General features: G+C 44.7%; 20 protein-coding genes. 17 read left to right on the forward strand and 3 right to left on the reverse strand.

Annotated features, from left to right (window positions below; genetic code table 11):
- Nucleotides 1-12 precede the first annotated feature (12 nt).
- On the forward strand, nt 13-1,350 hold the full coding sequence (ssnA, locus tag Ga0466249_RS18325; protein ID WP_215830929.1) for a putative aminohydrolase SsnA: 1,338 nt from the start codon (nt 13-15) through the stop codon (nt 1,348-1,350).
- Here ssnA and xdhC read toward each other — a convergent pair.
- From xdhC to xdhA, 3 genes are read right to left on the reverse strand one after another with little or no spacing between them, the layout of a single operon-like run.
- Nucleotides 1,333-1,809, reverse strand: a complete 477-nt coding sequence (xdhC, locus tag Ga0466249_RS18330) for a xanthine dehydrogenase subunit XdhC (RefSeq protein WP_215830930.1) — start codon at nt 1,807-1,809, stop codon at nt 1,333-1,335. The two genes, ssnA and xdhC, sit on opposite strands and share 18 nt — an antisense overlap.
- The gene (xdhB, locus tag Ga0466249_RS18335) at nt 1,806-2,687 is read right to left on the reverse strand and encodes a xanthine dehydrogenase subunit XdhB (protein ID WP_215830931.1); all 882 of its coding nucleotides are present in this window, start codon (nt 2,685-2,687) and stop codon (nt 1,806-1,808) included. Before xdhB ends, xdhC begins: the two co-directional genes overlap by 4 nt.
- Nucleotides 2,680-4,989 (reverse strand): xanthine dehydrogenase subunit XdhA, encoded by a 2,310-nt coding sequence (xdhA, locus tag Ga0466249_RS18340; RefSeq protein WP_215830932.1) that lies wholly within the window; start codon nt 4,987-4,989, stop codon nt 2,680-2,682. Before xdhA ends, xdhB begins: the two co-directional genes overlap by 8 nt.
- Nucleotides 4,990-5,078: 89 nt before the next feature.
- Here xdhA and Ga0466249_RS18345 point away from each other — a divergent pair, with 89 nt between their 5' ends.
- From Ga0466249_RS18345 to Ga0466249_RS27275, 16 genes are all read left to right on the forward strand, one after another.
- Nucleotides 5,079-5,264, forward strand: coding sequence for a hypothetical protein (locus Ga0466249_RS18345; protein ID WP_215830933.1), 186 nt, complete (start codon nt 5,079-5,081; stop codon nt 5,262-5,264).
- A 152-nt stretch (nt 5,265-5,416) separates the two neighbouring features.
- Nucleotides 5,417-6,700 (forward strand): amidohydrolase family protein, encoded by a 1,284-nt coding sequence (locus Ga0466249_RS18350; RefSeq protein ID WP_246588857.1) that lies wholly within the window; start codon nt 5,417-5,419, stop codon nt 6,698-6,700.
- A gap of 111 nt (nt 6,701-6,811) precedes the next feature.
- On the forward strand, nt 6,812-8,140 hold the full coding sequence (locus Ga0466249_RS18355; RefSeq protein WP_215830934.1) for an NCS2 family permease: 1,329 nt from the start codon (nt 6,812-6,814) through the stop codon (nt 8,138-8,140).
- Between the two features lie 76 nt (nt 8,141-8,216).
- The gene (ade, locus tag Ga0466249_RS18360; protein ID WP_246588858.1) at nt 8,217-9,947 is read left to right on the forward strand and encodes an adenine deaminase; all 1,731 of its coding nucleotides are present in this window, start codon (nt 8,217-8,219) and stop codon (nt 9,945-9,947) included.
- Between the two features lie 175 nt (nt 9,948-10,122).
- The gene (locus tag Ga0466249_RS18365) at nt 10,123-11,370 is read left to right on the forward strand and encodes a YgeY family selenium metabolism-linked hydrolase (protein WP_215830935.1); all 1,248 of its coding nucleotides are present in this window, start codon (nt 10,123-10,125) and stop codon (nt 11,368-11,370) included.
- Nucleotides 11,371-11,432: 62 nt separating this feature from the next.
- Nucleotides 11,433-12,437 carry an ornithine carbamoyltransferase gene (locus Ga0466249_RS18370; RefSeq protein ID WP_215830936.1) on the forward strand — a complete coding sequence of 335 codons (1,005 nt, stop codon included), beginning with the start codon at nt 11,433-11,435 and terminating at the stop codon, nt 12,435-12,437.
- 1 nt (nt 12,438) lies between these two features.
- Nucleotides 12,439-13,833 (forward strand): dihydropyrimidinase, encoded by a 1,395-nt coding sequence (hydA, locus tag Ga0466249_RS18375; protein ID WP_215830937.1) that lies wholly within the window; start codon nt 12,439-12,441, stop codon nt 13,831-13,833.
- 100 nt (nt 13,834-13,933) lie between these two features.
- Entirely contained in the window at nt 13,934-14,728 is a 795-nt protein-coding gene (yqeB, locus tag Ga0466249_RS18380; RefSeq protein ID WP_215830938.1) for a selenium-dependent molybdenum cofactor biosynthesis protein YqeB, read from the forward strand.
- An 18-nt stretch (nt 14,729-14,746) separates the two neighbouring features.
- Nucleotides 14,747-15,526, forward strand: coding sequence for an XdhC family protein (locus tag Ga0466249_RS18385; protein ID WP_246588859.1), 780 nt, complete (start codon nt 14,747-14,749; stop codon nt 15,524-15,526).
- Nucleotides 15,519-15,830 carry an XdhC family protein gene (locus tag Ga0466249_RS18390; protein WP_215830939.1) on the forward strand — a complete coding sequence of 104 codons (312 nt, stop codon included), beginning with the start codon at nt 15,519-15,521 and terminating at the stop codon, nt 15,828-15,830. The genes Ga0466249_RS18385 and Ga0466249_RS18390 overlap by 8 nt, the downstream gene beginning before the upstream one ends.
- Before the next feature lie 243 nt (nt 15,831-16,073).
- Nucleotides 16,074-18,419 carry a DNA helicase PcrA gene (gene pcrA, locus Ga0466249_RS18395; protein ID WP_376769310.1) on the forward strand — a complete coding sequence of 782 codons (2,346 nt, stop codon included), beginning with the start codon at nt 16,074-16,076 and terminating at the stop codon, nt 18,417-18,419.
- Between the two features lie 156 nt (nt 18,420-18,575).
- The gene (gene ligA, locus Ga0466249_RS18400) at nt 18,576-20,780 is read left to right on the forward strand and encodes an NAD-dependent DNA ligase LigA (protein WP_215830941.1); all 2,205 of its coding nucleotides are present in this window, start codon (nt 18,576-18,578) and stop codon (nt 20,778-20,780) included.
- Between the two features lie 390 nt (nt 20,781-21,170).
- Nucleotides 21,171-22,409: a pyridoxal phosphate-dependent aminotransferase gene (locus Ga0466249_RS18405; RefSeq protein WP_215830942.1), complete on the forward strand. Its 1,239-nt coding sequence runs from the start codon at nt 21,171-21,173 to the stop codon at nt 22,407-22,409.
- A gap of 54 nt (nt 22,410-22,463) precedes the next feature.
- A complete protein-coding gene (locus Ga0466249_RS18410; protein WP_246588860.1) occupies nt 22,464-23,723 on the forward strand; it encodes a Glu/Leu/Phe/Val family dehydrogenase in 1,260 nt (419 codons plus the stop codon).
- 51 nt (nt 23,724-23,774) lie between these two features.
- Nucleotides 23,775-25,127, forward strand: coding sequence for a pyruvate carboxylase subunit B (locus Ga0466249_RS18415; RefSeq protein ID WP_215830943.1), 1,353 nt, complete (start codon nt 23,775-23,777; stop codon nt 25,125-25,127).
- 145 nt (nt 25,128-25,272) lie between these two features.
- Nucleotides 25,273-25,398, forward strand: a complete 126-nt coding sequence (locus Ga0466249_RS27275; RefSeq protein WP_281422671.1) for a hypothetical protein — start codon at nt 25,273-25,275, stop codon at nt 25,396-25,398.
- Nucleotides 25,399-25,536: the final 138 nt, after the last annotated feature.

Here is a 25,536-nt window from a genome sequence, read left to right on the forward strand (position 1 = left end):
GGGGGAAGAGTAATGATAATTTTAAAAAATGCAACAGTCGTCGAATTCCAGCCTGCAGACGTGAAACCGAATCAGGACATCATTATTGAAGGTACGAAGATTGTTGCTGTCGGCGTGGGTATCGCTGGGAATTACCGAGCAGACAAGGTGTTTGATCTCGACGGTGCGTTCGTCATACCCGGGCTCGTCTGTAGTCATAATCATTTTTACTCCGGCTTGTCACGAGGCATCCTGACCAATATCAGACCCAGCCCTGATTTTATTTCTGTGTTGCAGAACCTCTGGTGGCAGCTGGATCGGGCCATTGATGAAGAAATTCTTTATTACAGTGCCATGGTCTGCTCGTTGGAAGCCATCCGTAGCGGCACCACGGCGGTTATCGATCATCATGCTTCGCCTAACTTTATCACGGGCTCGCTGAAAGTGTTGAAAAAGGCTTTTGAAGAGGTCGGGCTCAGAGGGATTACTTGTTATGAGACGACTGACAGGAATGGCGGGTTGACGGAAGTGGAAAAATGCGTGGAGGAGAATGTTGCTTTTGCCAGGCAGTGTGAAAGTGACAAACGATCTGACAAAGAGGGGTATTTGGTGGAAGCCATGCTTGGCGGACACGCACCGCTAACAATGCCGGAAAGCGCCCTTCAGTTGCTGAGCGAAGCGGTGCAAGAGACAGGTCGAGGCGTGCACATCCATGTTGCTGAGGATAAGTATGACGTTTCATATTCCCACCATATTTACGGCAAAGATATTATGGCTCGTCTGGACGAATATGGGCTTGTCACAGATAAATCCCTGTTTGGTCATGGCGTGTATCTTTCTGATCAGGACATCGAAATAGTCAATGCTCATGATGCTTATTTGGTGCATAATGCCCGCTCCAATATGAATAATGGTGTTGGTTACAACAAGAAGATTGTCAAATACAAAAACTTCGCCCTGGGAACGGATGGAATGGGCAGTGATATGTTCGAAGAGCTGAAGTTTGCTTATTTCAGGCATAAGGATAGCAAAGGCCCGCTTTGGCCAGATAGTTACTTGAAATTCCTCGATAATGGTAATGATATTTTGGAACGCTATTTTGATGCTCAATTCGGCAAAGTGAGCAAGGGGTATAAAGCGGATCTTACCATTCTTGATTATCAGCCTCCAACACCGCTTGTGTCCGCTAATATTGGCGGACACATGGCTTTCGGTATGGGATCGAATACCGTCAAGACAGTGATTGTCAATGGCAAGGTCGTACTGGAAGACCGTAAGTTTCCCTTTGACGTAAAACCTATTTACGAGAATGCCCGGCGGGCGGCGCAGCGTCTATGGAGTAAGATGGATAGACTAGGGAAGAATCCCTGATTGCAGGACCTTTTCCGCCGCTTTTACGATGTTCTGGTAGCCGGTGCAGCGGCACATGTTGCCAGAAAGTTCTTTTTTGATTTCTTCCCGGGTGTATTCTTTGCCGCTTTCAAGCATGGATGTAATAGACATGACAAAGCCGGGAGTGCAAAATCCGCATTGTACAGCACCTTCGTCAAGCATGGCCTGCTGGACGGCGGATAACTGACCGTCGATTGTTTGGCCTTCAATGGTGTGAATGACTTTGCCGTCGGCCCAGGTAGCTAAAAAGATGCAGGTGTCTACGGTTTCACCGTTCATGATTACGGTACAGGCGCCGCATTCGCCGACGCCGCAGCCTTTTTTCGTTCCTGTTAGGTGAAACTTTTGGCGCAACACATCAAGCAATGATTCGCGAACATCGACTTCTACGCTGACATTTTTGTCATTGAGACTAAATTGGATTTTTTTTGTTTTCATACCCCTTTTCCTCCTGTTTTGCTCATGGCTTTTCGGAAGGCTCGTTTGCTTAGCTCTCCTACTAGTTGCAGCCGATATTCCTTGGATGCCCGCCAGGACGTTCGGGGGTTCACCTCGCTAACGGCCAACTCGCCGACCCTTTCCACAAGGTCTTCACTGAAGTGGTGTCCCTTGACTGCCGCTTCTGTTCGCAAGCAGCGCATGGGGGTAGGTGCCGCTACGCCAAAGGCCAGACGAAAATCTGCTACGCTGTGGTCTATGCCAAGTTTTACAGTGACGGAGCAACCCAGCATGGCAATATCCATGGCGTTACGCAGGGTGTACTTGATATAATGCCCGCTGAAACCGAGGTAATCTTTCGGTGAGATTAAAATGGCTGTTAAAATTTCGCCGTGCGTCAGCGCGACCTTGCCTGGGCCTTTGTAGAAATCCTGGATGGTGCTGGTACGAATACCGCTAGGCCCGGTGATGCAGAGTCGAGCGTTAAGAGCAAACAGAGTGGATGCGCTGTCAGCAGAGGTGGCGCCGTTACAAACGTTGCCGCCGATTGTTCCGACGTGACGGGTTTGCGGGCCTCCCACTGTACTGACAGCTTCACCTAAAAAGGGAAGATGCTGCTTAATGATGGGGTGTTCAGCGAGCGATGTGAAGGTGGTGACGGGTTTGATGACAATGGTTCCGTCTGTTTTGATACTGACGCCTTTTAGTTCGTCTAGATCATGAATGCTGATGAGATTGGCGTCTGAGACTTTCCCTTCACGGAGGCGGATGATGACATCTGTGCCACCGGCGATCAGTTGGGCTTGGGGATTGGCAGCAAGCAGGTCGATGGCATGCTGTACTGAGTTTGCTTCTTCATAGCTTGTGATATCAAACACGAGGACATCCTCCTTTATCTAGCAGTCCTGCTGCTTTGAAATTTTCAAACAGAACTTGCGGCGTCATGGGCACTTGGTTAATTGCCACGCCTGTCGCGTCAAGAATGGCGTTGCGAATGGCAGGTGCCTGAGAGATAGCAGGAGGTTCGCCAAGGGCTTTATTGCCAAACGGCGCTGTTGGATCGTCTGTTTCCACGAAGGCCACACCGATATCCGGCGTATCGGCTACAGTCATGAGTTTGTAGTCCAGCAGGTTGTTGTTGAGTGGTTTACCTGTTTTGGAGTCAAACAGGAGTTGTTCATAGAGGGCATAGCCTAACCCCATGCTGACACCACCGCATACTTGGCCTGTCGCCAGTTGTGGATTAATAATTTTGCCTGAGTCGTGGATGTTGTAGATAGTCCGTACTGCTACTTTGCCTGTAGGAATATCCACTTCTACTTCGGCAAAGGTACAACCGTAAGCGAAGGCATTCGTTTTGGTCTGATAAGAAACATCTGCCGTTATGGGAGACGCCGCTGTGAGGTTGTAATAGCTGTCTAAGGCGACATCCGCGACAGACTTCAGTTTGGTGCTGTCCTTTCGATAGAGGATCCAACCGTCAGCAATGGTAAGGGAAGCGGGGGGCAGACCCGTCATTAACTGGCAGCGGCCTAATATTTTATTATGGATTTCTTCCGCTGCCTTTTTGACGGCTGCACCGGAAACATAGGTTTGCCGTGAGGCGTAAGAGCCAGTGTCGAACGGGCTGATATCCGTATCTTGGTTGGAGATGACATGCACCCAGTCGATCGGGATGCCGATAGTGTCGGCTGCCATCTGCGCTAAAACGGTATCACTGCCCTGCCCAATTTCCGTTGCACCGATCTGGAGCTGTACGGAACCATCTTGGTTGAGGACGATGCGGGCACCAGCCAGTTCCAAGCTAATCGGCCAGGTAGCTGTGCCATAATGGAAGCAGGCCATGCCGACGCCGCGTCGCTTGGTACCTGCTTGGTTGCGATACAAGACTTTCTTTTTATCCCAGTCAAGGAGGTCACGACCTTTAGCCACGCATTCATTCATGCCGCAAGTATGATATTTCATGCCTGATAAGGGATCGACGAAGCCAGGATCATGAAAGTTTTTCATGCGAAAATCGATGGGGTCGGCGCCGATTGCACGGGCCAGGTCTTCCATATGGCATTCGAGAGCGAATATGACCTGCGGAATGCCATAGCCTCGCATCGCGCCTGCTGTGGGCATGTTGGTATAGATTGTGGTGGCATTGCAGGCCACGGCCTGATGCTTATACTGCACCCGGATGGTGCCTGATGCTTTCGCGGCGATGGCATGGCCGTGTGAGGCGTAAGCACCATTGATAGAAATAATATTGCCTTGGCAGGCTGTCAGCGTACCATCTTTTTTTACGCCCGACTTGAGCTGATACTGGGTGGAATGGCGGGTACGGGTGGCGATGAATGTTTCTTCTCGGGTCAATTCTAGCTTAACGGGACGTCCGTTGACTTTGGTACTGAGGAAAGCGGCGAGCGGTTCTACGACAACATCCTGTTTGCTGCCAAATCCACCACCGACCCAGGGCTTGACGACTCGAATTCTGCCCCAGGGTATGCCTAGGGCCTGACCGACGATGCGGCGGCAAATGTGGGGAATTTGGGTTGACGAATAAATGACAATGCGCCCATCTGGGTCCATATAAGCAAAAGCGCTGTGGTTTTCCATGGCGCAGTGTTGAACGACACTTGTTGAATAATTTGCGTCTAGTGTGTAGTCCGATGCGGCGAAAGCTTGTTCTAAATCACCGAAATGGTAGCTTGTTTCTTTGATAATGTTATCTTTTCTGCTCGAATGGATCTTCGCGGCGTCTTTTTTTAACGCATCATCAGGTGTCAGGATTGGCGGATATTCTTCATATTCCACTTCGATCAGACGCAAGGCTTTTTCAGCTGTTAATTCATCCTCAGCCACGACGGCCGCGATTTCGTCTCCCCAAAAGCGTACGTGTCCAGTAAGAAGATGGCGATCGGCTACATCCTGGTGAGCAGGGTCCATGCTATAAGGGTGTCCAGCCGTCGGAAAGGTGAACGCGGGGATATCTTCAAAGGTAATTATTTTTACCACGCCTGACAGTGCTGTTGCTTTGTCCGTATGGATGCTTTTGACTCGTCCGTTTGCGATGGTGCTGCGAAAAATTTTGGCGTATAACATATCATGGACAAAGAGATCGTCTACATATTGCGCTTTTCCAGTTACTTTTTGGACACCGTCAATGCGGGCGACGCTTTTGCCAATCGTTGGCATCGGGATCACTCCTGTTTTTTTCTATATAAATACAGCAAAATTCATGCCAAAAAGTTAAAAAGCTTTGTTAAAATTCTGTCGGTTCTGGCATGAGTTTTGCTTATACTATACGGTATATCCGGTTGGGTACTGAGATCCATACTTTGGGCCTGCCGAATCTTTATCAGAACTTTCCTGAAGGAGCCAAAGTTATTTACAACAGCCCTATGATTGCTGGCCGTGTTACGGCAGCTTTTCTGAATGTTGCTCGGAATGGTACAATTATCTCATTTTGACACAGGAACAGTTGCGAGTGCTTAGCTAAGAGCGTAAGTATTACTTGCTTTTTTGCCCGCTTGATATTGCAGCTAGGGTGGCTTCATTGCTGGATGAAATAGATAGATTCTGCCGCTTGAGGTTATCAAGCACGGAAAGGATGGATAGTGATATGTCTGATAACATCATGATCATGAAAGGAAATATTATTTTTACCCCTACCATGGGACAGTTTAAAGTTCTAGAAAATAGTTATATTGTTGTTAAAAAAAAGCAAGTAATTGGAACTTATGGTGAGCTTCCGTCCGAATATAACGGATTGCCTATTACGGATTATGGAGATCATTTAATTGTCCCAGGGTTTGTTGATTTGCATTCCCATGCCCCACAGTTTGTCAATCGAGGGCTTGGTCTTGATTTGGAATTACTTCCTTGGTTGAAGAAATACACGTTTTTTGCTGAGGCTCGGTTTGAAGATGTTTCTTATGCCGAAGAAGTTTATAAACAAGTTGTTTTAGAATTGTGGCAGCAAGGCACGACGCGTGTAGTCTTGTTCGGTACTATCCATACAGAGGCAACCATGAAGTTAATGGAACTTCTTGCTCAGGCGGGTCTTGGTGGATGTGTTGGTAAAGTCAACATGGATCGAAATTCTCCTGAATTTTTAATTGAAACAACGGAACAATCTATTGATGATACTGAAACCTTTATTAAAAATACGCTTGATAAGTATGAACGGGTAAAGCCGATAATTACGCCAAGGTTTGTACCCTCCTGTACGCCGGAATTGATGATGGGTCTTGCTCGTTTGGCTAAAAAGTATCAGGTACCTATCCAATCCCATTTATCCGAGAATCTGGATGAAATTGCGCTGGTTAAAAAATTGCATCCTGAGTGTTGTAACTATGCGAGTGTTTATCAGAAATTTGAGTTATTTGGTCAACAGCCGACGATCATGGCGCACTGTGTTCATAGTGATGAGTTGGAACAAAAATTAATGGAAGAAAACAGCATATATGTAGCCCACTGTCCATATTCTAATAATAATCTATCAAGTGGGATTGCGCCCATTAGAAGCATGATCAATCAAGGCATCGCTGTTGGACTAGGTTCTGATGTATCTGCCGGACATGAGGTATCAATAGCAAAAGTGATGGCCATGGCTGTTCAGGTTTCTAAATTAAAATGGTTAGATACTAAAAAAGAAGACCGCTTTCTTACGATACCTGAGGCGTTTTATTTAGCTACTAAAGGTGGCGGAAGTTTTTTTGGCAAAGTGGGAAGCTTTGAAGAAGGCTATGAATTTGATGCATTAATTATTGCTGAAAGATCTTTAGCCGATTCAAATCAACGTTCTGTGGAAGAACGTTTAAATAGATTTATTTATATTGGTGATGAGCGAGATATTGTTGCAAGATATGTAGCGGGTGAAAAAATTGATCGGCCAGAATTTTAGCTGCCTATTACACAACAAATACCTGAAAAGTATGAGGAGGGTGATCAAAAAAAAGGCTGAAGAGATTAAAGAGAAGGTCTTTGACACGAGGATAGGAGAGGGGAGTGAAATATGTCAGTTAACGAGGGAATACTAGAACGCGTGTTCCATCTTAAAGCGAAGAATACTGATGTCAGAACAGAAATTTTGGCGGGACTGACAACTTTTGTAGCGTTAGCCTACATTATTTTTGTTAATCCTAACATTTTGGCTGATGCTGGTATTCCAAAAGAGGCCGCCATCGCCTCTACTATTTGCGCAACTGCTGTGGCGACATTTCTCATGTCAATTTGGGCCAATTTTCCGATTGCAGTGGCACCAGGCATGGGGCTCAACGCGTTCTTCGCTTATTATGTTGTGGGTGTTTTGCACTTATCGTGGCAGGTGGCTTTAGGTGCCGTATTTTTTTCCGGTATTTTCTTCTTGATTTTGACACTAGGGGGTATTCGTCAAGCGATTATTCGTGCCGTACCAATGAATTTGAAGAGTTCCATTGGCGTCGGAATCGGATTGTTTATTGCCTTTATCGGTTTAAAAAATGCGGGAATTGTTGTTGCAGATAAGGCTACTTTTGTTACTGTTGGGCATCTTGCTGCACCAGCACCTTTCTTGGCGTGTATCGGACTTATTATTACAGCTGTATTGGTTGCCCGTGAGATAAAAGGTGCTATCCTCATCGGTATTCTGGTTACAACGCTTATGGGGATGGTAGCCGGTGTTGTACAGGTGCCTCAAGGCATTGGCGATATTATGAGTTTTCATTTACCGAATATGACGCCTACTTTTATGGAATTGGATATTAGAGGTGCCTGGGAATTCGGCATCTTTTCTATCGTCTTTACGTTTACTATTGTTGAGCTCTTCGATAATATGGGTACACTGATTGGACTTACTCGAAAAGCTAAACTGATGGATGACAAAGGGGAAATAGAGAACCTGGATCGTGCCTTGACAACTGATGCGATTGGTACGTTAATGAGTGCGATATTTGGCACTTCGACTGTCACTTCTTACGTCGAAAGTGCCGCTGGTATTGCTGAAGGCGGCAGAACTGGTCTTACGGGTATTACTATTACGGTGCTCTTTCTTGTGTCGCTTATTTTTGCACCGCTCATTGGTTTGGTGCCGGGGTTTGCTACTGCGCCCGCGTTGATACTTGTTGGCGCGATGATGATGGCTGAAATTAGTAATGTATCATTTGATGATATAACAGAAGCTGTGCCGGCCTTTTTGACAATTATCATGATGCCACTTACTTACAGTATTGCCAATGGATTTGCTTTTGGATTTGTCAGCTATACCTTCGTTAAAGTTTTGGCAGGAAGGTACAAGGATGTTAGCATCGTTATGTGGGTAGTGAGTTTAGCTTTTCTTGTTAACTTTTATATGCGGCTATATTAAATAGGAATTGAATTTTTTTTGCCAGGCAGTGCTTCGATATTGCCTGGCAAAACTATATTAAAATACTGGGTGGTTTATGATGAAACCAATCAATGATTTGGTGTCTGTGGCCCGCGGGATGCTTCCTGCCGACTTGGTGTTAAAAAACGCCAAGGTATTTAATGGGTTTACTGGTGAATTTATAGCTCAAGATGTGGCCATTGTCAAAGGCTGGATCGCTGGTGTCGGCAATTATACGGGTATTGAAGAGTTGGATTTGGCGGGAAAATACATTACACCTGGTTTTATTGATGGGCATGTCCATATTGAAAGCTCATTAGTCAGCCCGGCGGAATTTGCCAGGGCGCTCGTGGCATGCGGAACAACGACAGTGATGGCTGATCCGCATGAAATTGCTAATGTGGCGGGAGTCGATGGGATACGTTACATACTGGCGGCTTCGGAATATTTGCCTCTCAATGTTTATATCATGCTGCCTTCCTGTGTACCAACCAGTCGATTGGAAAATGCCGGTGCCAATTTAGCGGCAACCCATCTTAAGGAGTTTATTCATCATCCACGTGTGTTGGGGTTAGGAGAAATGATGGATTATCCGGGTGTGCTGGCCCAAGATTCAACAGTGCTGGAAAAGATTTATTTGGCTGATGGCAAAATTATTGACGGCCATTCGCCAGGTCTGACAGACAAAGATTTGACTGCCTATATTGCTGCGGGTATCCGTTCTGATCATGAGTGTATGAAACCAGCGGAGGCATTGGAAAAACTGGCCCAGGGGATGTTTATCATGCTCCGTGAAGGTTCGGCAGCTAAAAATCTGCTGAATTTACTACCGATCCTTAATCGATATACGGCGCGCCGCTGTTTTTTTGCGACAGACGACCGTCATCCAGAAGATCTGATTACTGTCGGACATATTAATTATATGGTGAAACTGGCTAGTGAAGCAGGGACAGACTTAGCAACAGTTCTTCAAATGGCAACAATTAATACGGCCCGCTATTTTCATCTCGATGATGTGGGAGCTATTGCCCCTGGTTACCATGCAGATATTTTGGCGTTTCCTGATTTGTCAGTCTGGCAGCCTGAGCTGGTATTAAAAGATGGCCACATTGTGGCACGCGAGGGGCGGACAACCGTGACTGTCCCCAAAATTGATGATACAGTGGTTCGGGATACGGTACATTTAGGCAGGGTAGAACAGGGGCAGCTGCGTATTGACGCTGTTTCGTCCTGGGCCAGAGTCATCGGCCTGGTACCTTATGAATTGATTACCGAGACGTTGGAAATGGAGATGCCTGTTTCAGATGGCGAATTACGGATTGACGCGGCGGAAGACTTATTAAAAATCGCTGTTTTTGAACGCCATAATAGGACAGGCAATGTTGGGGTGGGCATCTTAAAAGGGTTGGGTTTAAGAAGTGGTGCCATTGCGACTACGATTGCACATGATTCACACAATCTGGTTGTTGTCGGGGCGAGTGATGAAGATATGATTGCGGCTGTACAGGAAATCAATCGCGTGCAGGGCGGCATTACTCTTGTCAGGGAAGGGCGAGTATTGGGGACTCTGCCGCTACCACTGGCAGGATTAATGTCTGACAGGAATATTTACACGGTAAGAGAAGAGTTAGCTGCTTTGCAACAACTCGCCCGTAGTTTGGGCGTGAAAGAGTGTTATGATCCTTTCATGACCTTAGCCTTTCTCAGTCTTCCGGTGATTCCGTCGCTGAAACTGACTGACAAAGGGTTGGTAGATGTTAACCAACATCGGATTGTACCTGTATGTATTTCGAACGAGGAACAGTGAGAATGTATCAAAATAAGACAGAAATATCATATTTTCCTTGACTTTTGCTTAGAGTCATACGATTTTTCGCTGGGAGTCATAAGAACGAGCTTGGCATGATTATTGCAAAGCATATAGTTTATATTGCTTGAATTGAGTTTGTTGAAACAAGCTCAATCGGGAAGGGGATAGTATCTTGAAAGATAATTTTCAAAGAGTTTTTGAACTTGCCCAAAAATATGAAACGGATATGACGCAATTTTTGCGGGATATGATTGCCATCCCCAGCGAAAGCTGTGGCGAGCAACAAGTGATTCAAAGGATTAAACGGGAAATGAAAAAAGTGGGTTTTGATAAAGTTGAGATTGATCCGATGGGGAATATCCTGGGTTATCTGGGACATGGCAGACACGTAATCGCCATGGACGCTCATATTGACACAGTAGGTATTGGAAATCCCGCTAATTGGGGATTTGATCCTTATCAAGGGTGTGAGGATCAGGCTGTGATTGGAGGGCGTGGTGCCAGTGATCAAGAGGGCGGTATGGCTTCCATGATTTATGCCGGAAAAATTATTAAAGAACTGGGTTTGGAAGACGACTATACACTCGTTATTGTCGGCTCCGTGCAGGAAGAAGATTGTGATGGGCTATGTTGGCAGTATATTCTTCAGGAAGATAAGATTAAGCCGGAATTTGTTGTGCTGACGGAACCGACGGATGGCAAAATTTATCGCGGGCATCGCGGTCGCATGGAGATTAAAGTAGCGACGAAGGGTGTCAGTTGTCACGGTAGTGCGCCTGAGCGGGGCGACAATGCCATTTACAAAATGGCACCTATTTTAACGGAACTCCGTGCGCTGCATGAGAATCTGACTGAGCATACTTTTCTTGGCAAGGGGACACTTACTGTATCAGAAGTATTCTTTACTTCTCCCTCACGATGCGCTGTTGCGGATGGATGCTGGATTTCCATTGACAGGAGGCTTACGGCGGGAGAAACAGGCGAATTTGCTATCAAGCAGATCAAAAACCTGCCAAGCGTCCAAGCGGCTAAGGCTGAAGTGAGTCTGTATACTTATGAACGTCCGGCTTATACCGGGCTTGTTTATCCGACGGAATGCTATTTTCCAACCTGGTTGATTGAAGAAGACCATCCCGTATGCACACTACTGATGAAAGCTTACGAGGCGCTGTTCCATGCAGCTCCTGAATTAGATAAGTGGACCTTTTCAACAAATGGTGTTTCTATTATGGGACGTTATGGGATTCCTTGTATTGGCTTTGGACCGGGGCACGAAAATCAAGCGCATGCACCGAATGAAAAAACTTGGAAAGCGGAACTTGTCCGAGCAGCCGCTATGTACGCCGTCATTCCTCAATCTTATGTTAGCGAGTATGCGAAGAAAATGCCGAAGATTACGGAAAATCTGATGGAATTTTGAGGAGATTTAGGAATAAACAGGGAGTCTCAGAATGAGATAAATGGGATGGAGGAGAAATTTTTATGCAAACTGTATTTCGTGGCAGACATTTTATTAATTTAGAGGATTTTACAAAAGAAGAAGTTGACAGCATGCTTGACGTGTCGTTTGACCTCAAGAAAAGTTTTGCTATGGGTGTTCCCACCCCTTATTTACTCTATCAAACAATGTTTTTGATGTTTTTTGAGCAATCGACACGCACGCGAAATTCTATGGAAGCTGGTATTGCCCAGCTTGGTGGACATGCCAACTTTCTTGATGCAAGCAATATGCAAGTGGCTCATGGTGAAACAGCTAAAGATACGGCGATCATCTTATCACGATTTGGTCATGCCATTGCCTGTCGTTATTGCAATTGGGGGTATGGCAATAAATATTTGAATGAAATGGCCCAATGGTCAACCAAGCCTATTATGAATCTGCAATGCGATTTGTATCACCCTTTCCAGGCACTAGCCGATCTCATGACACTCAAAGAAAAAATTGGTTCGTTAAAGCGGACCAGAATATCGATTATCTGGGCTTATGCGGAGAGTCATAAAAAACCAATTTCAGTACCTGTTTCACAACTTTTGTTATTTCCTCGCTATGGTATGGATGTCACACTGGCCCATCCGAAAGGCTGGGAACTGCCTGAGTGGGTCATTGAGCAAGCGCGAGCGAATGCGTTTCAATATGGCGGCACTGTAACTGTAACGGACAATGAAGCGCAGGCCTATGAAGGGGCTCATGTGATCATTCCGAAAAATTGGGGCAACTGGGTTACGGATCAAACAGGTGCCAGCTTAGCTGGTGCTGCAAAAGTTGTTGATGATAAGCTTATGGCGCAGAAATCCTGGAAATGCACCCAGGCCAAAATTGCGACAGCTGATAAAAATGTGCTCTACATGCATGCACTTCCTGCTGACAGGAATAATGAAGTAGAAGAGTCTGTGATTGACGGCCCTCATTCGATTGTCTATGATGAAGCGGAAAATCGGATTCATACGGCTAAAGCTGTTATGACGCTGCTTATGGGTGGCAGATAAGATGGGAATTGTCTTACAAGGCGGGACAGTTGTAACTGCGACAGATTGTTATCAAGGCGATGTGAGACTAGAGGGTGAAAAAATTGCGGCCATCGGATCGCAGGTGATTCAACCGGACGATGAGGTTATTTCTGTAAACGGCTGTTATCTTTTTCCCGGTGGGATCGATACACATACGCATTTCGACTTAAATACAGGTACAACGGTGACAGCGGATGATTTTTCCAGTGGCACGGCGGCGGCTGTGCTTGGCGGAACAACGACGATTCTTGATTTTGCAACACAAAATAAGGGAGAGACATTACAGCAGGCCGTGGAAAATTGGCAGCAGAAAGCAGTCGGTAAGAGTTATAGCGATTTTGGTTTTCATATGGCCATTACAGACTGGCATGAGCAGATAGAGCAAGAAATGTTTCATTTAGTCCATGATGAGGGCATTTCATCCTTCAAATTATATTTGGCCTATAAAGGCACCCTTCAAGTCGATGATGGTGTGTTGTTTGCCGCATTAAAGCGCAGCCCCCAAATAGGTGCTTTGATGGCATTTCACTGTGAAAACGGCGATGTTATTAGTCAACTAATCAAGGAAAAACTCGCGCAAGGTCTGGTTTCTCCGCGCTATCATCCGATTAGCCATCCTGCTGCTGCGGAACAGGAAGCTGTAGCACGTGTGCTTTCCTTGGCAGAAATTGCGCGTGCTCCTGCTTATATTGTTCATGTAAGTTGCGCTAGTGCTTTAGAAAGCATTGCTGCTGCGCGAAATCGTGGTGTAGAAGTGTATGCAGAATCGTGTCCTCAATATTTGCTGCTTCATGAGTCTTGTTATGAGACAGACGATTTTACTGCGGCTAAATACGTTATGTCACCACCGCTGCGGTTGATGAGTGACACACAGGCGTTATGGACGGGACTGAGTCGTGGCGCAATTAATACACTGGGTACGGACCACTGTTCCTTTAATTATGCGGGACAAAAAGACTTGGGAATCCATGATTTTAGTAAAATTCCTAATGGCATACCAGGTGTGGAGAATCGCCTGGGATTGATGTATACTTATGGCGTTCTGACAGGGAAGATTACGTTGAATCAGTTTGTGGCATTAATAGCTACAAATGGGGCCAAACTATTTGGCCTGTTTCCGCAAAAAGGGACGATTGCACCAGGAAGTGATGCCGATATTGTTGTTTGGGACCCGACTTATCGTGGGATGATTCGTCAGGAAACCCTTCGGCAGCGCGTGGATTACACACCTTATGAAAGGTTTGCTCAGACAGGAAAGGCCCGTCATGTTTTTTTGCGCGGCAGACAAGTCGTCGTCAGTGGCAAGCTGCAAGAAGAACCTAGCGGGCGTTATTTGTTCCGCAAACCCTTTTACTCGGAGACTGTAAAAAATTAGCTCAAACTAAATGACGAAAAAATTAATGTCCTTAAAGGATTGAGCGAGGCTGAGCAAGAAATCTATCAAGAGAATTTGTGTTCCTAGTCGGAGGTTTTCCATGAGTAGATTGATTTTAATCAAAGGAGCAGGTGATTTAGCCACAGGGATCGCCCATCGGCTTTATCGGTCGGGTTTTCTTGTTGTCATGACTGAGCTTGCTCAGCCCACTGTCATTCGGCGTCCCGTAGCTTTTGCTGAGGCTGTCTATCGAGGACGGACAGAGGTGGAAGGTGTTACAGCCGTGCGCACGGAAATGGATGGTCTTGCTGCCACGTTTGAACAGGACGCCATTCCTGTTGTTGTCGATGAAACAGGAAGGTGTGTGCAAGAAAGAAACTGGGCGGCTGTTGTGGATGCCATTCTCGCCAAGCGTAATATTGCGACGGCTTTGACAGATGCTCCGCTTGTTGTTGGCGTAGGGCCGGGATTTACCGTAGGGAAAGATGTGCATTTTGTTGTAGAGACCAAGCGCGGTCATGATTTGGGACGAGTACTTTTGTCAGGGACGGCTGCTCCCAATACAGCCATTCCTGGCAATATTGGTGGTTATACGATTGAACGGTTGCTCCAGTCACCTTGTGCAGGTGTTTTTCAAGGCATGAAGAATATTGGTGATATTGTAAGAAAAGGCGAAGTCGTTGCAACTGTGGAGAAGCAGCCTGTGCCTGCTAAGATTGGCGGTGTTTTAAGAGGGTTGCTTAGAAGTGGCCTGACCGTTCAGGAGGGGATGAAAATCGGGGATATTGATCCACGGAGTTGCCGGGAATACTGTTTTACTATTTCTGATAAGGCCCGAGCCGTTGGTGGCGGCGTGCTGGAAGCCTTGCTTATGAGTAGATTGACTGGCGAGTAGTCAAGAGGAGGAATCAAATTGGCGCAGTTTGAACAATTGTTTGAGGCAACCCAAGATCATCCGGAAGTGCAAGTTCTAACACTCGTGCGAGCCCTGCCTGACCAGGTTCAGTCTGTGGGGGAGATGCTGCTTCTTTATCCTGATGGGCGTAGCGACGGTTGTCTCATTGATCAAAATTTTACAGATGAAGTGTTGCGGCATCTTCAGGAACAGGTGTGGCAAGGTCCCCGTTTACTTGAATTTGCTGAAGGAAAACAGCAGGTCTTTTGGGACAAGTGGTTGGATCGGCGCAAAGCTGTTGTTCTTGGCGGCGGTCATATTAGTCAGCCCCTTGTGCAATTTTTAGCACAACTTGATTTTGATGTGACTGTTGTGGATGATCGACCTGATTTTGCCAATGAGGCGCGGTTCCCTGAGGCTCAGCGAGTTGTGTGCAATAGCTTTGCTCAAGGCATTACGGATTTGCAATCTGAAATGAATGACCAGACGGCTGTTGTCATTGTGACGCGCGGCCATCGCTATGATCTGGAATGTTTAAGAAAAATATTAGCCATCCCGGTTGGGTATCTCGGCATGATCGGCAGTAAGCGCCGGGTTCGGGAAATTGTCCACTTGCTTGTTGAAGAAGGCTTTTCACCTGCTTTGCTGCAAAAAGTTTATGCACCTATCGGCATTGATCTTGGCGGGGCAATGCCTGCCGAAATCGCACTAAGTATTGCTGCTGAAATTATTGCAGTCTTTAATCAGGGATCACTGCGATTTCTCACTCAAACAGGAAAGGCTGAACATCATGAATAAACAAGTGCTTGAAAAGGTATGTGAGTTACAAAAAGCAGGCCAAAAAGGTGCATTAGTGACGATTATTCGGACCTGGGGTTCGACACCACGCAAGGCGGGCAGTAAAATGGTTGTCCAGCCTGACGGGGCTATGACCGGTTCCATTGGCGGCGGCTGCGCCGAAGCGGCAGTTCGTTTACAGGCGTTATCTGCCATGGATGAAGGGCGTTCTTTTGTTTATAAAGTGGATATGCTGCAGTCTGTTGCCGCTGATGAAGGTATGGTCTGTGGCGGTGTCATGGATGTATTTATTCAAATGATTTGATTGGAGTCGAAGGGGCTTGAGAGCAGGACTGTGTAGTTCCTAAGGAACTGTACAGTCCTGCTCTTGTCTAGGCTTTTCTTATTTAGGGGCAGGTTTACAATCAATTGAGTCGAATAATTTACAGTTAGGGTTTAGCAAATGTGTCATTTGGCGTATTGGAAGGGGTAGTGAACGATTTTGGCATTAAATCAATCGGAAATTACAGAATATCAGTTATTAAGGGGAAAGCTAAAAGAACAATTTTTGGCGGGACTCAATGGTGCTCAGCAGCAGGCTGTCATCCAAACAAGGGGACCGCAACTCATTATGGCAGGAGCTGGCAGTGGTAAGACACGGGTCTTAGTTCATAAAATTGCCTATTTGCTTCGTTATGGAAACGATGAAGCAGAAGATTTGCCGCCGGCTTATTTTTCTGCGGCTGATATGGCTGTACTTCGCCAAGTGGTTCAGCAACCTCAAGCGTTAAATAATCTTGATGCGCGTACAGAGCAATTGCTTGCGCAGGGAATAAAGCCATGGCAGATTTTGGCCATTACATTTACAAATAAAGCAGCGGCTGAAATGAAAGATCGTGTAGCTGCTCTTGTGGGAACGGCGGCCAAAGACATTTGGCTGAGTACATTTCATGCTTTTTGTGCGAAATTTTTACGTTATGAAATTGATCATGTCAATGGCTATAGTCGTAATTTTAATATTTATGACAGCTCTGATACGTTAAATGTCATAAAGAATTGCTTAAAAGAACTCAATCTCGATGATAAGCATTTTCCGGCCAATTCCATGGCTGCCGCCATTTCCAATGCCAAAAATTCTTTGCAGGGGCCGAGGGAGTTCACGGATGCCGCCGATAATTTTCATGACCAAAAGGTAGCGGAGATCTATCAGCTTTATCACGATAAGTTGCTGCGTAGTAATGCCTTAGATTTTGATGATTTACTCATGGTTACGGTGCGTTTGCTGGAAGAAAATCAAGCCGTACGGGAAAAATACCAAGAAAAGTTTCGCTATATTTTAATTGACGAATATCAGGATACCAACCGGGCGCAATATCAGTTAGCGCGGCTGTTGGCGGCAAAACATCGCAACATCTGTGTTGTAGGCGATGCCGACCAAAGTATTTATGGCTGGCGCGGTGCCGATATCCGTAACATTCTTGATTTTGAGTCGGATTATCCTGATGCCGTTGTGATTAAATTGGAACAAAATTATCGCTCTGTGACAACGATTCTGGATGCAGCGAATGCCGTCATCGAGAATAATACTGATCGGAAACCGAAAAAACTAATTAGTACGCGAGAGCAAGGCGAACCGATTCCTTATTATTTGGCTTATGACGAACGGGATGAAGCGCAGTATGTGACAGAGAATATTACGAAGTTGAATAGTATTCATCAGATTCCTTATGGTGATGTGGCTGTGCTCTACCGGACAAATGCGCAGTCGCGTGTCATTGAGGAAGCTTTTATGAGGCAGGGCATTCCTTATACGATGGTGGGAGGACTGAAATTCTACGACCGTAAGGAAATTAAAGATATTTTGGCTTATTTAAAAGTAATTTATAATCCGGCGGACATGGTAAGCTTAAGTCGTATTATTAATGTTCCCAAACGCGGGATTGGTGCGGCTAGCATCGATAAAATGCTGGCTGTGGCGGCAGAAAACGATCTTACCCTGTTCGATGTCATTTCTAATACCGATCAGGTGCCACGGCTCACAGCCAAGGTAAAACAAAAGTGCGAAGATTTGTCTGCATTGATTTTTACGCTTATGGGCGATTTAAATACGCTTTCTGTGCGGGATATTATTGAAAAAGTGATTGAAACGTCCGGTTATTTGGCAGAATTACAACAAGAAGGTACAGATCAAAGCGAGTCGCGTATTGAGAACATTAAAGAACTCTTAACTGTGGCCCGTGATTTTGCGAAAGACGAGGAACTGGAAAATAATTTGGAAAATTTTCTTGAACGTGTCGCTCTTGTATCAGATTTGGATACGGCTGAGTTTGTCGAAGAAAAGGTTACCTTAATGACGCTCCATTCAGCCAAAGGTCTGGAATTTCGTGCAGCTTTTCTCATTGGGCTGGAAGAAGGCATCTTCCCTCATTCAAGGGCTTTAATGAATGAAGAGGAGTTAGAAGAAGAACGTCGACTGTGTTATGTGGGAATTACGCGGGCCAAAGAAAAGTTGTATTTGACAAGCGCTAAAATGCGAACCATTTATGGTCGGACGCAAATGTCAGGGCCCTCACGGTTTATTCAGGAGATTCCGCCTGAACTGGTTGATCGGCAAATCAAAGCCAAGGCAACCTCTTTTGCAGCTACGCGTAGCAGGGACATGCATTCGCCAGTGCGTACGGGTCAGCGGCCTTCCTTTTCATTGCCTCCTGCGGTTACCATCCGTTCGTCTGTATCAAATGTGAAAAGTACCTTCGACTGGAAGGTTGGGGAAAAAGCGCAGCATGTAAAGTACGGCACAGGCACGGTAGTCAGCGTGAAAGGAACAGGGGAAGAACAGGAGATTACCATTGCTTTTCCGGCAGTAGGCGTTAAACCTTTTATGGTAAAATATGCGCCTTTAACACGAGCATAAGAGGGAGTGCTCAGACAGGGAGTGACACGCGGTGATGGTGATTTATGTTTAAAACGGAAATTGTCTAGATGTATGTTCTTTATGAATGATGAAATACCATTTTTTACTGTAGCTTAGCCACAGTAAATTAGACAGTAACGAAGCGGAGGACATCAAATGGACACACAAAATCGTATTAAAGAGTTGAGAGACAAGATCGAATATCATAATCGTAAGTATTACGATGAGGACGCGCCGGTAATAAGTGACTATGAGTACGACAGAATGTTACTCGAACTTAAAGAGCTTGAGCGTGACAACCCTGAGTTAGTAATGCAGGAATCACCTACTAAAAAAGTTGGTGGCAGAGTTAAACGAGATCTTAAAAAAATCGCTCATGATGTTCCCATGCTTTCGCTTGAAGACAAATTTTCAAAAGATGAAATAGTAGACTTCATAAGAAAGATGCAGAACGAACTCGATAGTCCAGTATTTACTGTTGAACATAAAATTGATGGTCTTTCTGTCTCGCTGCGGTATAAAGATGGAAAATTTGTACAGGGAATGACTCGTGGTGATGGAGTAAGTTATGGTGAAGACATAACTGAAAACCTTAAAATGATACGTTCCATACCACTAGAAATATCCGAAAAACTTCCTTACCTTGAAGTGCGTGGCGAAGTGTATATGGACGATGCTGCGTTTGAGGCTGTCAATGAACGCCAAGAAGAAATAGAGGGCAAAATATTTGCCAACCCTAGAAATTGTGCTGCTGGTACTTTGCGGCAATTAGATTCGAATGTAGTTGCCGAAAGAAAATTATCAATTTTTATTTTTAATATTCAAGCGGTTGAAGGAAAAAAATTTGCATCGCATGCAGAGACGCTTGATTGGCTGTCTAAACAGGGGTTTTCGGTGATACAATATGTCAAATGTGTCACGGAGAAAGATGCATGGGATGCTATTTCTTCAATAGGTGAAACACGCGGCGAATTACCGTATGGCATTGATGGTGCGGTTGTGAAGGTAGATAATTTAGCGGATCGACAGAAGTTGGGTGCCACTGCAAAAGCGCCCAGATGGGCGGTTGCTTACAAGTACCCTCCCGAAGAAAAGCAAACGAAGGTATTAGATATCGAAGTTAATGTGGGGCGAACTGGGAGATTAACGCCATTAGCTATTTTACAGCCGGTCAGGTTGGCAGGCACAACAGTGTCGCGAGCATCTTTGCACAACCAGGATCAGATTGACAGGTTAGATATACGTGTTGGCGATACAGTTGTTGTACGTAAAGCTGCGGAAATTATTCCGGAGATTGTAAGGGTTGAAAAAGAAGAACGCCCTGAGGGAACGATTACGTTTAAAATTCCTGACAAGTGTCCGGTTTGTGGAGCCCCTGCTTTTAGAAGTGACGATGGGGCCGATATTCGCTGCAGCGGGATAAACTGTCCGGCGCAACTCGTGAGACTTATTATGCATTTTGCCTCACGTGGGGCAATGGATATAGATGGATTTGGTCCGGCCGCTGTTCATGCGCTTATGAGTAAGGGATACATCAAGGATATAGCTGATATTTATTACCTCAAAAATCATCGGGAAGAGTTTCTTGCGAGTGGCATTATTACACGCCCACGTAAGAAAGTAGCTGTTCGTAAGGATGGCCGTCCGCGTAAGCAGGCAGAGCCTAATTATATTGCTAGTACTGATAATCTTCTTGAGGCTATAGAGCGTTCAAAAGATCAGAATTTGGCTCGCCTCATAAATGGGCTTGGTATAATTAATATCGGTAAACATACCGGGGATATTTTGGAGAAACATTTTCCTGACATATATGCTATTGCAAACATTAGTTATGAAAAATATGTACAACTGAAAGATGACAGGAAAAAACTAAAGAAAGAACAAAAAAAGCTTGAAAAAAGATTGGAAATTTCAGAGAACCAAGAGGATCTTAAGCAGCTGAGCGATCTGAAAGAACAGCTAAACGATGTTGAGAAACAACTACAGGAAAATGGCGATATTAAAGGTCTTGGGGACGTAAGCATTAGAGCAATTGCAACTTTTTTTGCTCAACCCCAAACCCAAACGATGCTTGCGCGACTCGAACAAGCAGGCGTGAATATGAAATCAAAAGTTGTTCAACATGTAGCTGATGATCGCCTGAATGGTGCTGCATTTGTTTTAACAGGCACGCTGCCTAGTATGTCAAGGGAAGAAGCTTCTCGACTGATACAGGCCAATGGAGGACGCGTTACGGGCAGCGTGTCAAAGAAAACGACTTATTTACTGGCAGGTGAGGGGGCTGGAGATAAGTTGAATAAGGCAGTGGCGCTAGGTGTGAAAGTTCTTTCGGAAAGCGATTTCTTTGCAATGGTTAAGTAGCCACAAATCCATTTGTTAGAAACTTAATATTCAAACCTAAAAAAGTTTACCTAACTTCATATTTGCAGAGTTATAAAAACAAAGGGGCACATAAAAGTGCCTCTTTGTTTTTCCAGCGAGCGAATGTATCTCTATTTGTGATATTTGTATTAAAAGATAAGCTTCATTTTTAATAAAGTAGCTAAGAAATTTTAGAGGAGTAAAAAGTTTAGTTTTCGTTGACAAATAAGTGAATAAAGACTATATTTAGAATAGTTAAACATTGTATACAAAGTGCAAAATACAAAATACGATAGTGGAGGTGATGTTCTAGACTTTTATCGCATCAGAGAACAGATATTGATAAATGGTTGTCTATTGTTTTTCAAAAAAATGAACAAAGGAGGACGTATGTCACAAAGCAGACTTGCAGTGCATTCTCAGGGAAAAGTTTTTATTGATGAAGTTTTTGATGCAGTTGCAGCCGCCGGGCGAGCAACTGCTAAATACGGCAAAGAAGAGGTGATCAATGCAACGATTGGCACATTATGCGATGAACAGGCAAAGATAGTCTTTCTTCCAACCGTAGAAAAAGCATTTCGGAGCTTGTCAAATGACGACATTGCTGCTTATGGCAGTGTGAGAGGGTTGCCGGAATATTTGTCGGCCACCATTGAACAGACTTTCGGTAATTATAAGCCTGAGGGTTATATTGAAGCTGTAGCCACTGCCGGTGGTGCCGGAGCGGTACATAATATCATTTGGAATTATTCCAATATTGGCGATGCCGTTTTAACGCACGACTGGTATTGGCAGCCATATACAGCAATTTGTAGTGATATCACGAGAAGATTAGAAACCTTTGCGCTTCATGATGAGAATCTACGGTTTAACATCCAATCATTTGAAGCAAAAGTTCATGAATTGATTATAAAGCAAGATAATCTCGTCATAGTTTTGAATACGCCTAACCATAATCCTACAGGCTATAGCCTGACTGACCCAGAGTGGGATCAGGTAATTCATATTATTAAACACTATGCTGTGGGCCAGAAAACGATTGTACTTCTTATTGATTCCGCCTACATGGATTACTTACCCAATGCGGATAAGGGAAGAGCTTTTATCAAGAAGTTTAGTAATTTATCGAAAAATATATTGGTTACTTTTGCTTTTAGCATGTCCAAAGGATTTACCATGTATGGACAACGCACAGGGGCGGCCATTGGTGTGTCATCAGACAAGAATGTGATTGATGAATTTGTCAATGCAACAACAATCACTTGTCGAACAAGGTGGTCGAGTGTCAGTCGTGCGGGCATGAAAGTGATGGCAAATATCTATAAGGAAGCAGAATTGTTGACTCAACTTGGTCGCGAACGATCACAATATGTAGGATTGCTTCAACGACGCGCGAGTGTTTTTGTTGAAGAAGCTAAGGCGGCTAAATTGGCGTGCTTACCATATTCCGGCGGATTTTTCCTCAGTGTACCGACTACAAATCCAACGGGGGTAAGTAAGTTGTTGCAGCAAAACAATATATTTGCCGTGCCACTTGCCAAAGGGCTGCGAATTGCGGTCTGTGCAGTGCCGATAAAGAAAATGAATGGTTTAGCAACAAAGGTAGCCGAAGCAGTTGCTGGTTTATAATCTTTCATTTGCAGCGGCTTTACTATCTAAAATATTATTGAGGAGGTTAAGATTATGTCTGAAATGTACAATCCTTATCAAAATATGCTAGAGGTTCTCGATGAAGCGGCTCAAAATTTGGGGTATACGTATAATGATTACGTAGCAGTTCGTTCTCCGGAAAGGCAATTGATCGTCTCTGTGCCTGTTGTTATGGATGATGGACATACGGAAATATTTGAAGGCTACCGGATCCAACATAGCAGTTCCAGAGGGCCCTGCAAAGGGGGTATTCGATTTCATCCTCAGTGTGATGTAGATGAAGTGAAAGCACTGGCGGCGTGGATGACATGGAAATGCGCGGTTGTAAATATTCCTTATGGTGGTGCGAAAGGGGCTATCAAATGCGATCCTTCGAAACTGTCTGAAGGGGAACTAAGACGCATGACAAGACGCTACACGGCGTCAATTTTACCTATTTTAGGACCGGAAAGAGACATACCCGCCCCTGATGTCAATACAGATGGCCGCGTGATGGCCTGGATCATGGATACGTATAGCATGCTCAAAGGATATGCCGTGCCTGCTGTCGTAACAGGCAAGCCAATTGAAATTGGCGGATCCTTGGGAAGAGGCGAGGCCACTGGGCGGGGAGTCATGTTTGCCTTACTCAATACGTTGGAGAAACTGGGGCTTAAGCATGAAAATATGACGGTTGCTGTTCAAGGTTTCGGAAATGTTGGTAGTATTGGTGCAAAACTTATGCGACAAAAGGGTTTCAAAATTGTCGCTATCGGGGATGCTTATTGTTCGCTTTATAACAAGGACGGGATTAATGTCGAGGCTGCTATTGAGTATTCCGCCAAAAATCATAAGTCACTTCAAGGCTATACCGAAGAAGGCATTCAAATGATAACGAATGCGGAATTATTAGCGCTCAATGTGGATGTTTTATTCCCGGCAGCACTTGAAAATCAGATTACTAAAGAAAATGCGGACAATGTCAAAGCCAAGGTGATCGTAGAAGGTGCTAATGGACCCACTTCCAAAGATGCCGATGAAATTTTAAATAAAAAAGGAATTATTGTTATTCCTGATATCTTGGCTAATGCTGGCGGAGTTGTTGTTTCTTACTTTGAATGGGTACAGAATATCGAGTCTTTCATGTGGGATGAAGATTACGTTAATAACAATTTGGAAAAAGTTGTAAGAAGAGCGTTTGAGGAAGTTTGGAAAGTTCACGTTGATAACCACGTTTCCATGAGGATGGCAGCATATATGGTTGCTCTGAAAAGAGTAGTTACGGCGAAGAAGCTTCGCGGCGTTTTCCCCTGATGGAAACGGATAAGGACTACAAACAATAATAATTTAGGAAGTGGGAAAGGTATGTTCGAAAATAAGGATCCTTTGAGGATCACAGAAACGTTATTGCGTGACGGTCATCAATCTTTAGCTGCTACCAGAATGCGTACTTCGGATATGGTTCCTATGTTGGAACAGCTCGATGAAATCGGCTATTTTTCAATTGAGGCTTGGGGTGGAGCTACTTTCGATACCTGCTTGCGCTTCCTAAACGAAGATCCGTGGGAAAGGCTTCGAATGTTGAAAAAGCATCTGAAAAAGACCCCTATTCAGATGTTGCTGAGGGGTCAAAATGTTCTCGGTTATAGCCATTATGCGGATGATGTCGTGATGGAATTCGTCAAACGTGCTGTAGATAACGGTGTGGGTGTTCTGCGAATTTTTGACGCACTGAATGATGTCCGGAATATGGAAGTCGCAATTAAGACTGCTAAACAAGCTGGCGCTCATGTACAAGGCGCTTTCGTTTATACAATTAGTCCGTTCCATAACGAACAGACATTTCTGGCTGTTGCTAAAGATTTAGTATCTTTGGGGTGCGATTCTATTTGCATCAAAGATATGGCTGGCCTTTTGGCACCTTACAACGCTTATAATTTGGTAAAAGTACTTAAAGCAAATATTTCGGTGCCCATTCATATACATACCCATTATACGAGTGGCATGGCGTCTATGACGTATTTAAAGGCGATTGAAGCGGGTGTGGATATCGTGGATTGCTCACTGTCCCCTTTCGCGATGGGTTCCTCACAACCAGCCACAGAAGCTATTGTAGCTGCATTGGAAGGTAATGAGCGAGATACAGGTATCAATAAAGAACAACTTTATCCGCTTGCCGATTACTTTCGCAATGTGAAGCGCGAGCTTGAAAAAACTTTTAAACTGAATACGGCTATCGAAATAGACACAAAAGTGCTCAAGTTCCAAATTCCTGGTGGTATGCTATCAAATCTTCTTAACCAAATGAAGGAACAGGGGATGGCTGATAAATTTCCCGAACTTATTGCCGAAATGCCGCGAGTTCGCGCCGAATTAGGTTACCCGCCGCTTGTAACACCCACTAGTCAGATTGTTGGATCGATGGCAGCATTCAATGTGATGTTGGGCCGTTACAAAGTGATTCCGGAAGAGGTCAAAAATTTGGTGAGGGGAAAATATGGACGTACCCCTGCCCCTATTGATCGATCTATTCGGAAGCTTATTCTTGGCGATGAACCAACCATCGATCACCGGCCAGCCGATGACATTTCGCCACAGTTAGAAAATTCCAGGCAGGAACTCGCTGCAAAAAGCTATTCAAATGTTTCTACGGAAGATATCCTTTCTTACACCTTATTTCCGGAAGTTGCTCTAAAGTTTTTGGAAGCCAATCGCTGACTGTATTTGATGCCCTGAAGAGATCAAACAAAAGCGCCTACAAAATGCCAATTTGAGGATTAAATACAAAAAAGACTTGGTCTTACGAGTCAAATTTTTCTCGGCCTTGTTTTAGTGGCCCTGTTCGGAGCCATATTCCCACACTATGGTGAAGCAATTAAGCTGTAATGTATTTGGTAATTGTATTGCTACTGTTGTTGTAGCTCGTTGGGAACATGAATTTTCTGACGAAGCCGTTCAAGTTGCTTATAAGCAGAGTTATACAGATTGATTAGATAGGTTGGTTATCACATTACATTTAAGAAAATAACCATCCTGATCTGTGGAAACAGATATCCGACTTTGATTATTATAACGAATCCGAGTATTGTAAATCATAAAAATTCACTGTAAAATTTATATGGATAAA

The organism is Pelorhabdus rhamnosifermentans (assembly GCF_018835585.1).
In the GTDB taxonomy this organism is placed as follows: domain Bacteria; phylum Bacillota; class Negativicutes; order UMGS1260; family UMGS1260; genus Pelorhabdus; species Pelorhabdus rhamnosifermentans.

Bases quoted from the DNA above. Each gene is read 5' to 3' on its own strand.
- ssnA (WP_215830929.1), top strand. From the start codon at position 13: ATGATAATTTTAAAAAATGCAACAGTCGTCGAATTCCAGCCTGCAGAC.
- xdhC (WP_215830930.1), bottom strand. From the start codon at position 1,809: ATGAAAACAAAAAAAATCCAATTTAGTCTCAATGACAAAAATGTCAGC.
- xdhA (WP_215830932.1), bottom strand. From the start codon at position 4,989: ATGCCAACGATTGGCAAAAGCGTCGCCCGCATTGACGGTGTCCAAAAA.
- Ga0466249_RS18345 (WP_215830933.1), top strand. From the start codon at position 5,079: ATGAGTTTTGCTTATACTATACGGTATATCCGGTTGGGTACTGAGATC.
- Ga0466249_RS18350 (WP_246588857.1), top strand. From the start codon at position 5,417: ATGTCTGATAACATCATGATCATGAAAGGAAATATTATTTTTACCCCT.
- Ga0466249_RS18355 (WP_215830934.1), top strand. From the start codon at position 6,812: ATGTCAGTTAACGAGGGAATACTAGAACGCGTGTTCCATCTTAAAGCG.
- ade (WP_246588858.1), top strand. From the start codon at position 8,217: ATGATGAAACCAATCAATGATTTGGTGTCTGTGGCCCGCGGGATGCTT.
- Ga0466249_RS18370 (WP_215830936.1), top strand. From the start codon at position 11,433: ATGCAAACTGTATTTCGTGGCAGACATTTTATTAATTTAGAGGATTTT.
- hydA (WP_215830937.1), top strand. From the start codon at position 12,439: ATGGGAATTGTCTTACAAGGCGGGACAGTTGTAACTGCGACAGATTGT.
- yqeB (WP_215830938.1), top strand. From the start codon at position 13,934: ATGAGTAGATTGATTTTAATCAAAGGAGCAGGTGATTTAGCCACAGGG.
- Ga0466249_RS18390 (WP_215830939.1), top strand. From the start codon at position 15,519: ATGAATAAACAAGTGCTTGAAAAGGTATGTGAGTTACAAAAAGCAGGC.
- ligA (WP_215830941.1), top strand. From the start codon at position 18,576: ATGGACACACAAAATCGTATTAAAGAGTTGAGAGACAAGATCGAATAT.
- Ga0466249_RS18405 (WP_215830942.1), top strand. From the start codon at position 21,171: ATGTCACAAAGCAGACTTGCAGTGCATTCTCAGGGAAAAGTTTTTATT.
- Ga0466249_RS18410 (WP_246588860.1), top strand. From the start codon at position 22,464: ATGTCTGAAATGTACAATCCTTATCAAAATATGCTAGAGGTTCTCGAT.
- Ga0466249_RS18415 (WP_215830943.1), top strand. From the start codon at position 23,775: ATGTTCGAAAATAAGGATCCTTTGAGGATCACAGAAACGTTATTGCGT.
- Ga0466249_RS27275 (WP_281422671.1), top strand. From the start codon at position 25,273: ATGGTGAAGCAATTAAGCTGTAATGTATTTGGTAATTGTATTGCTACT.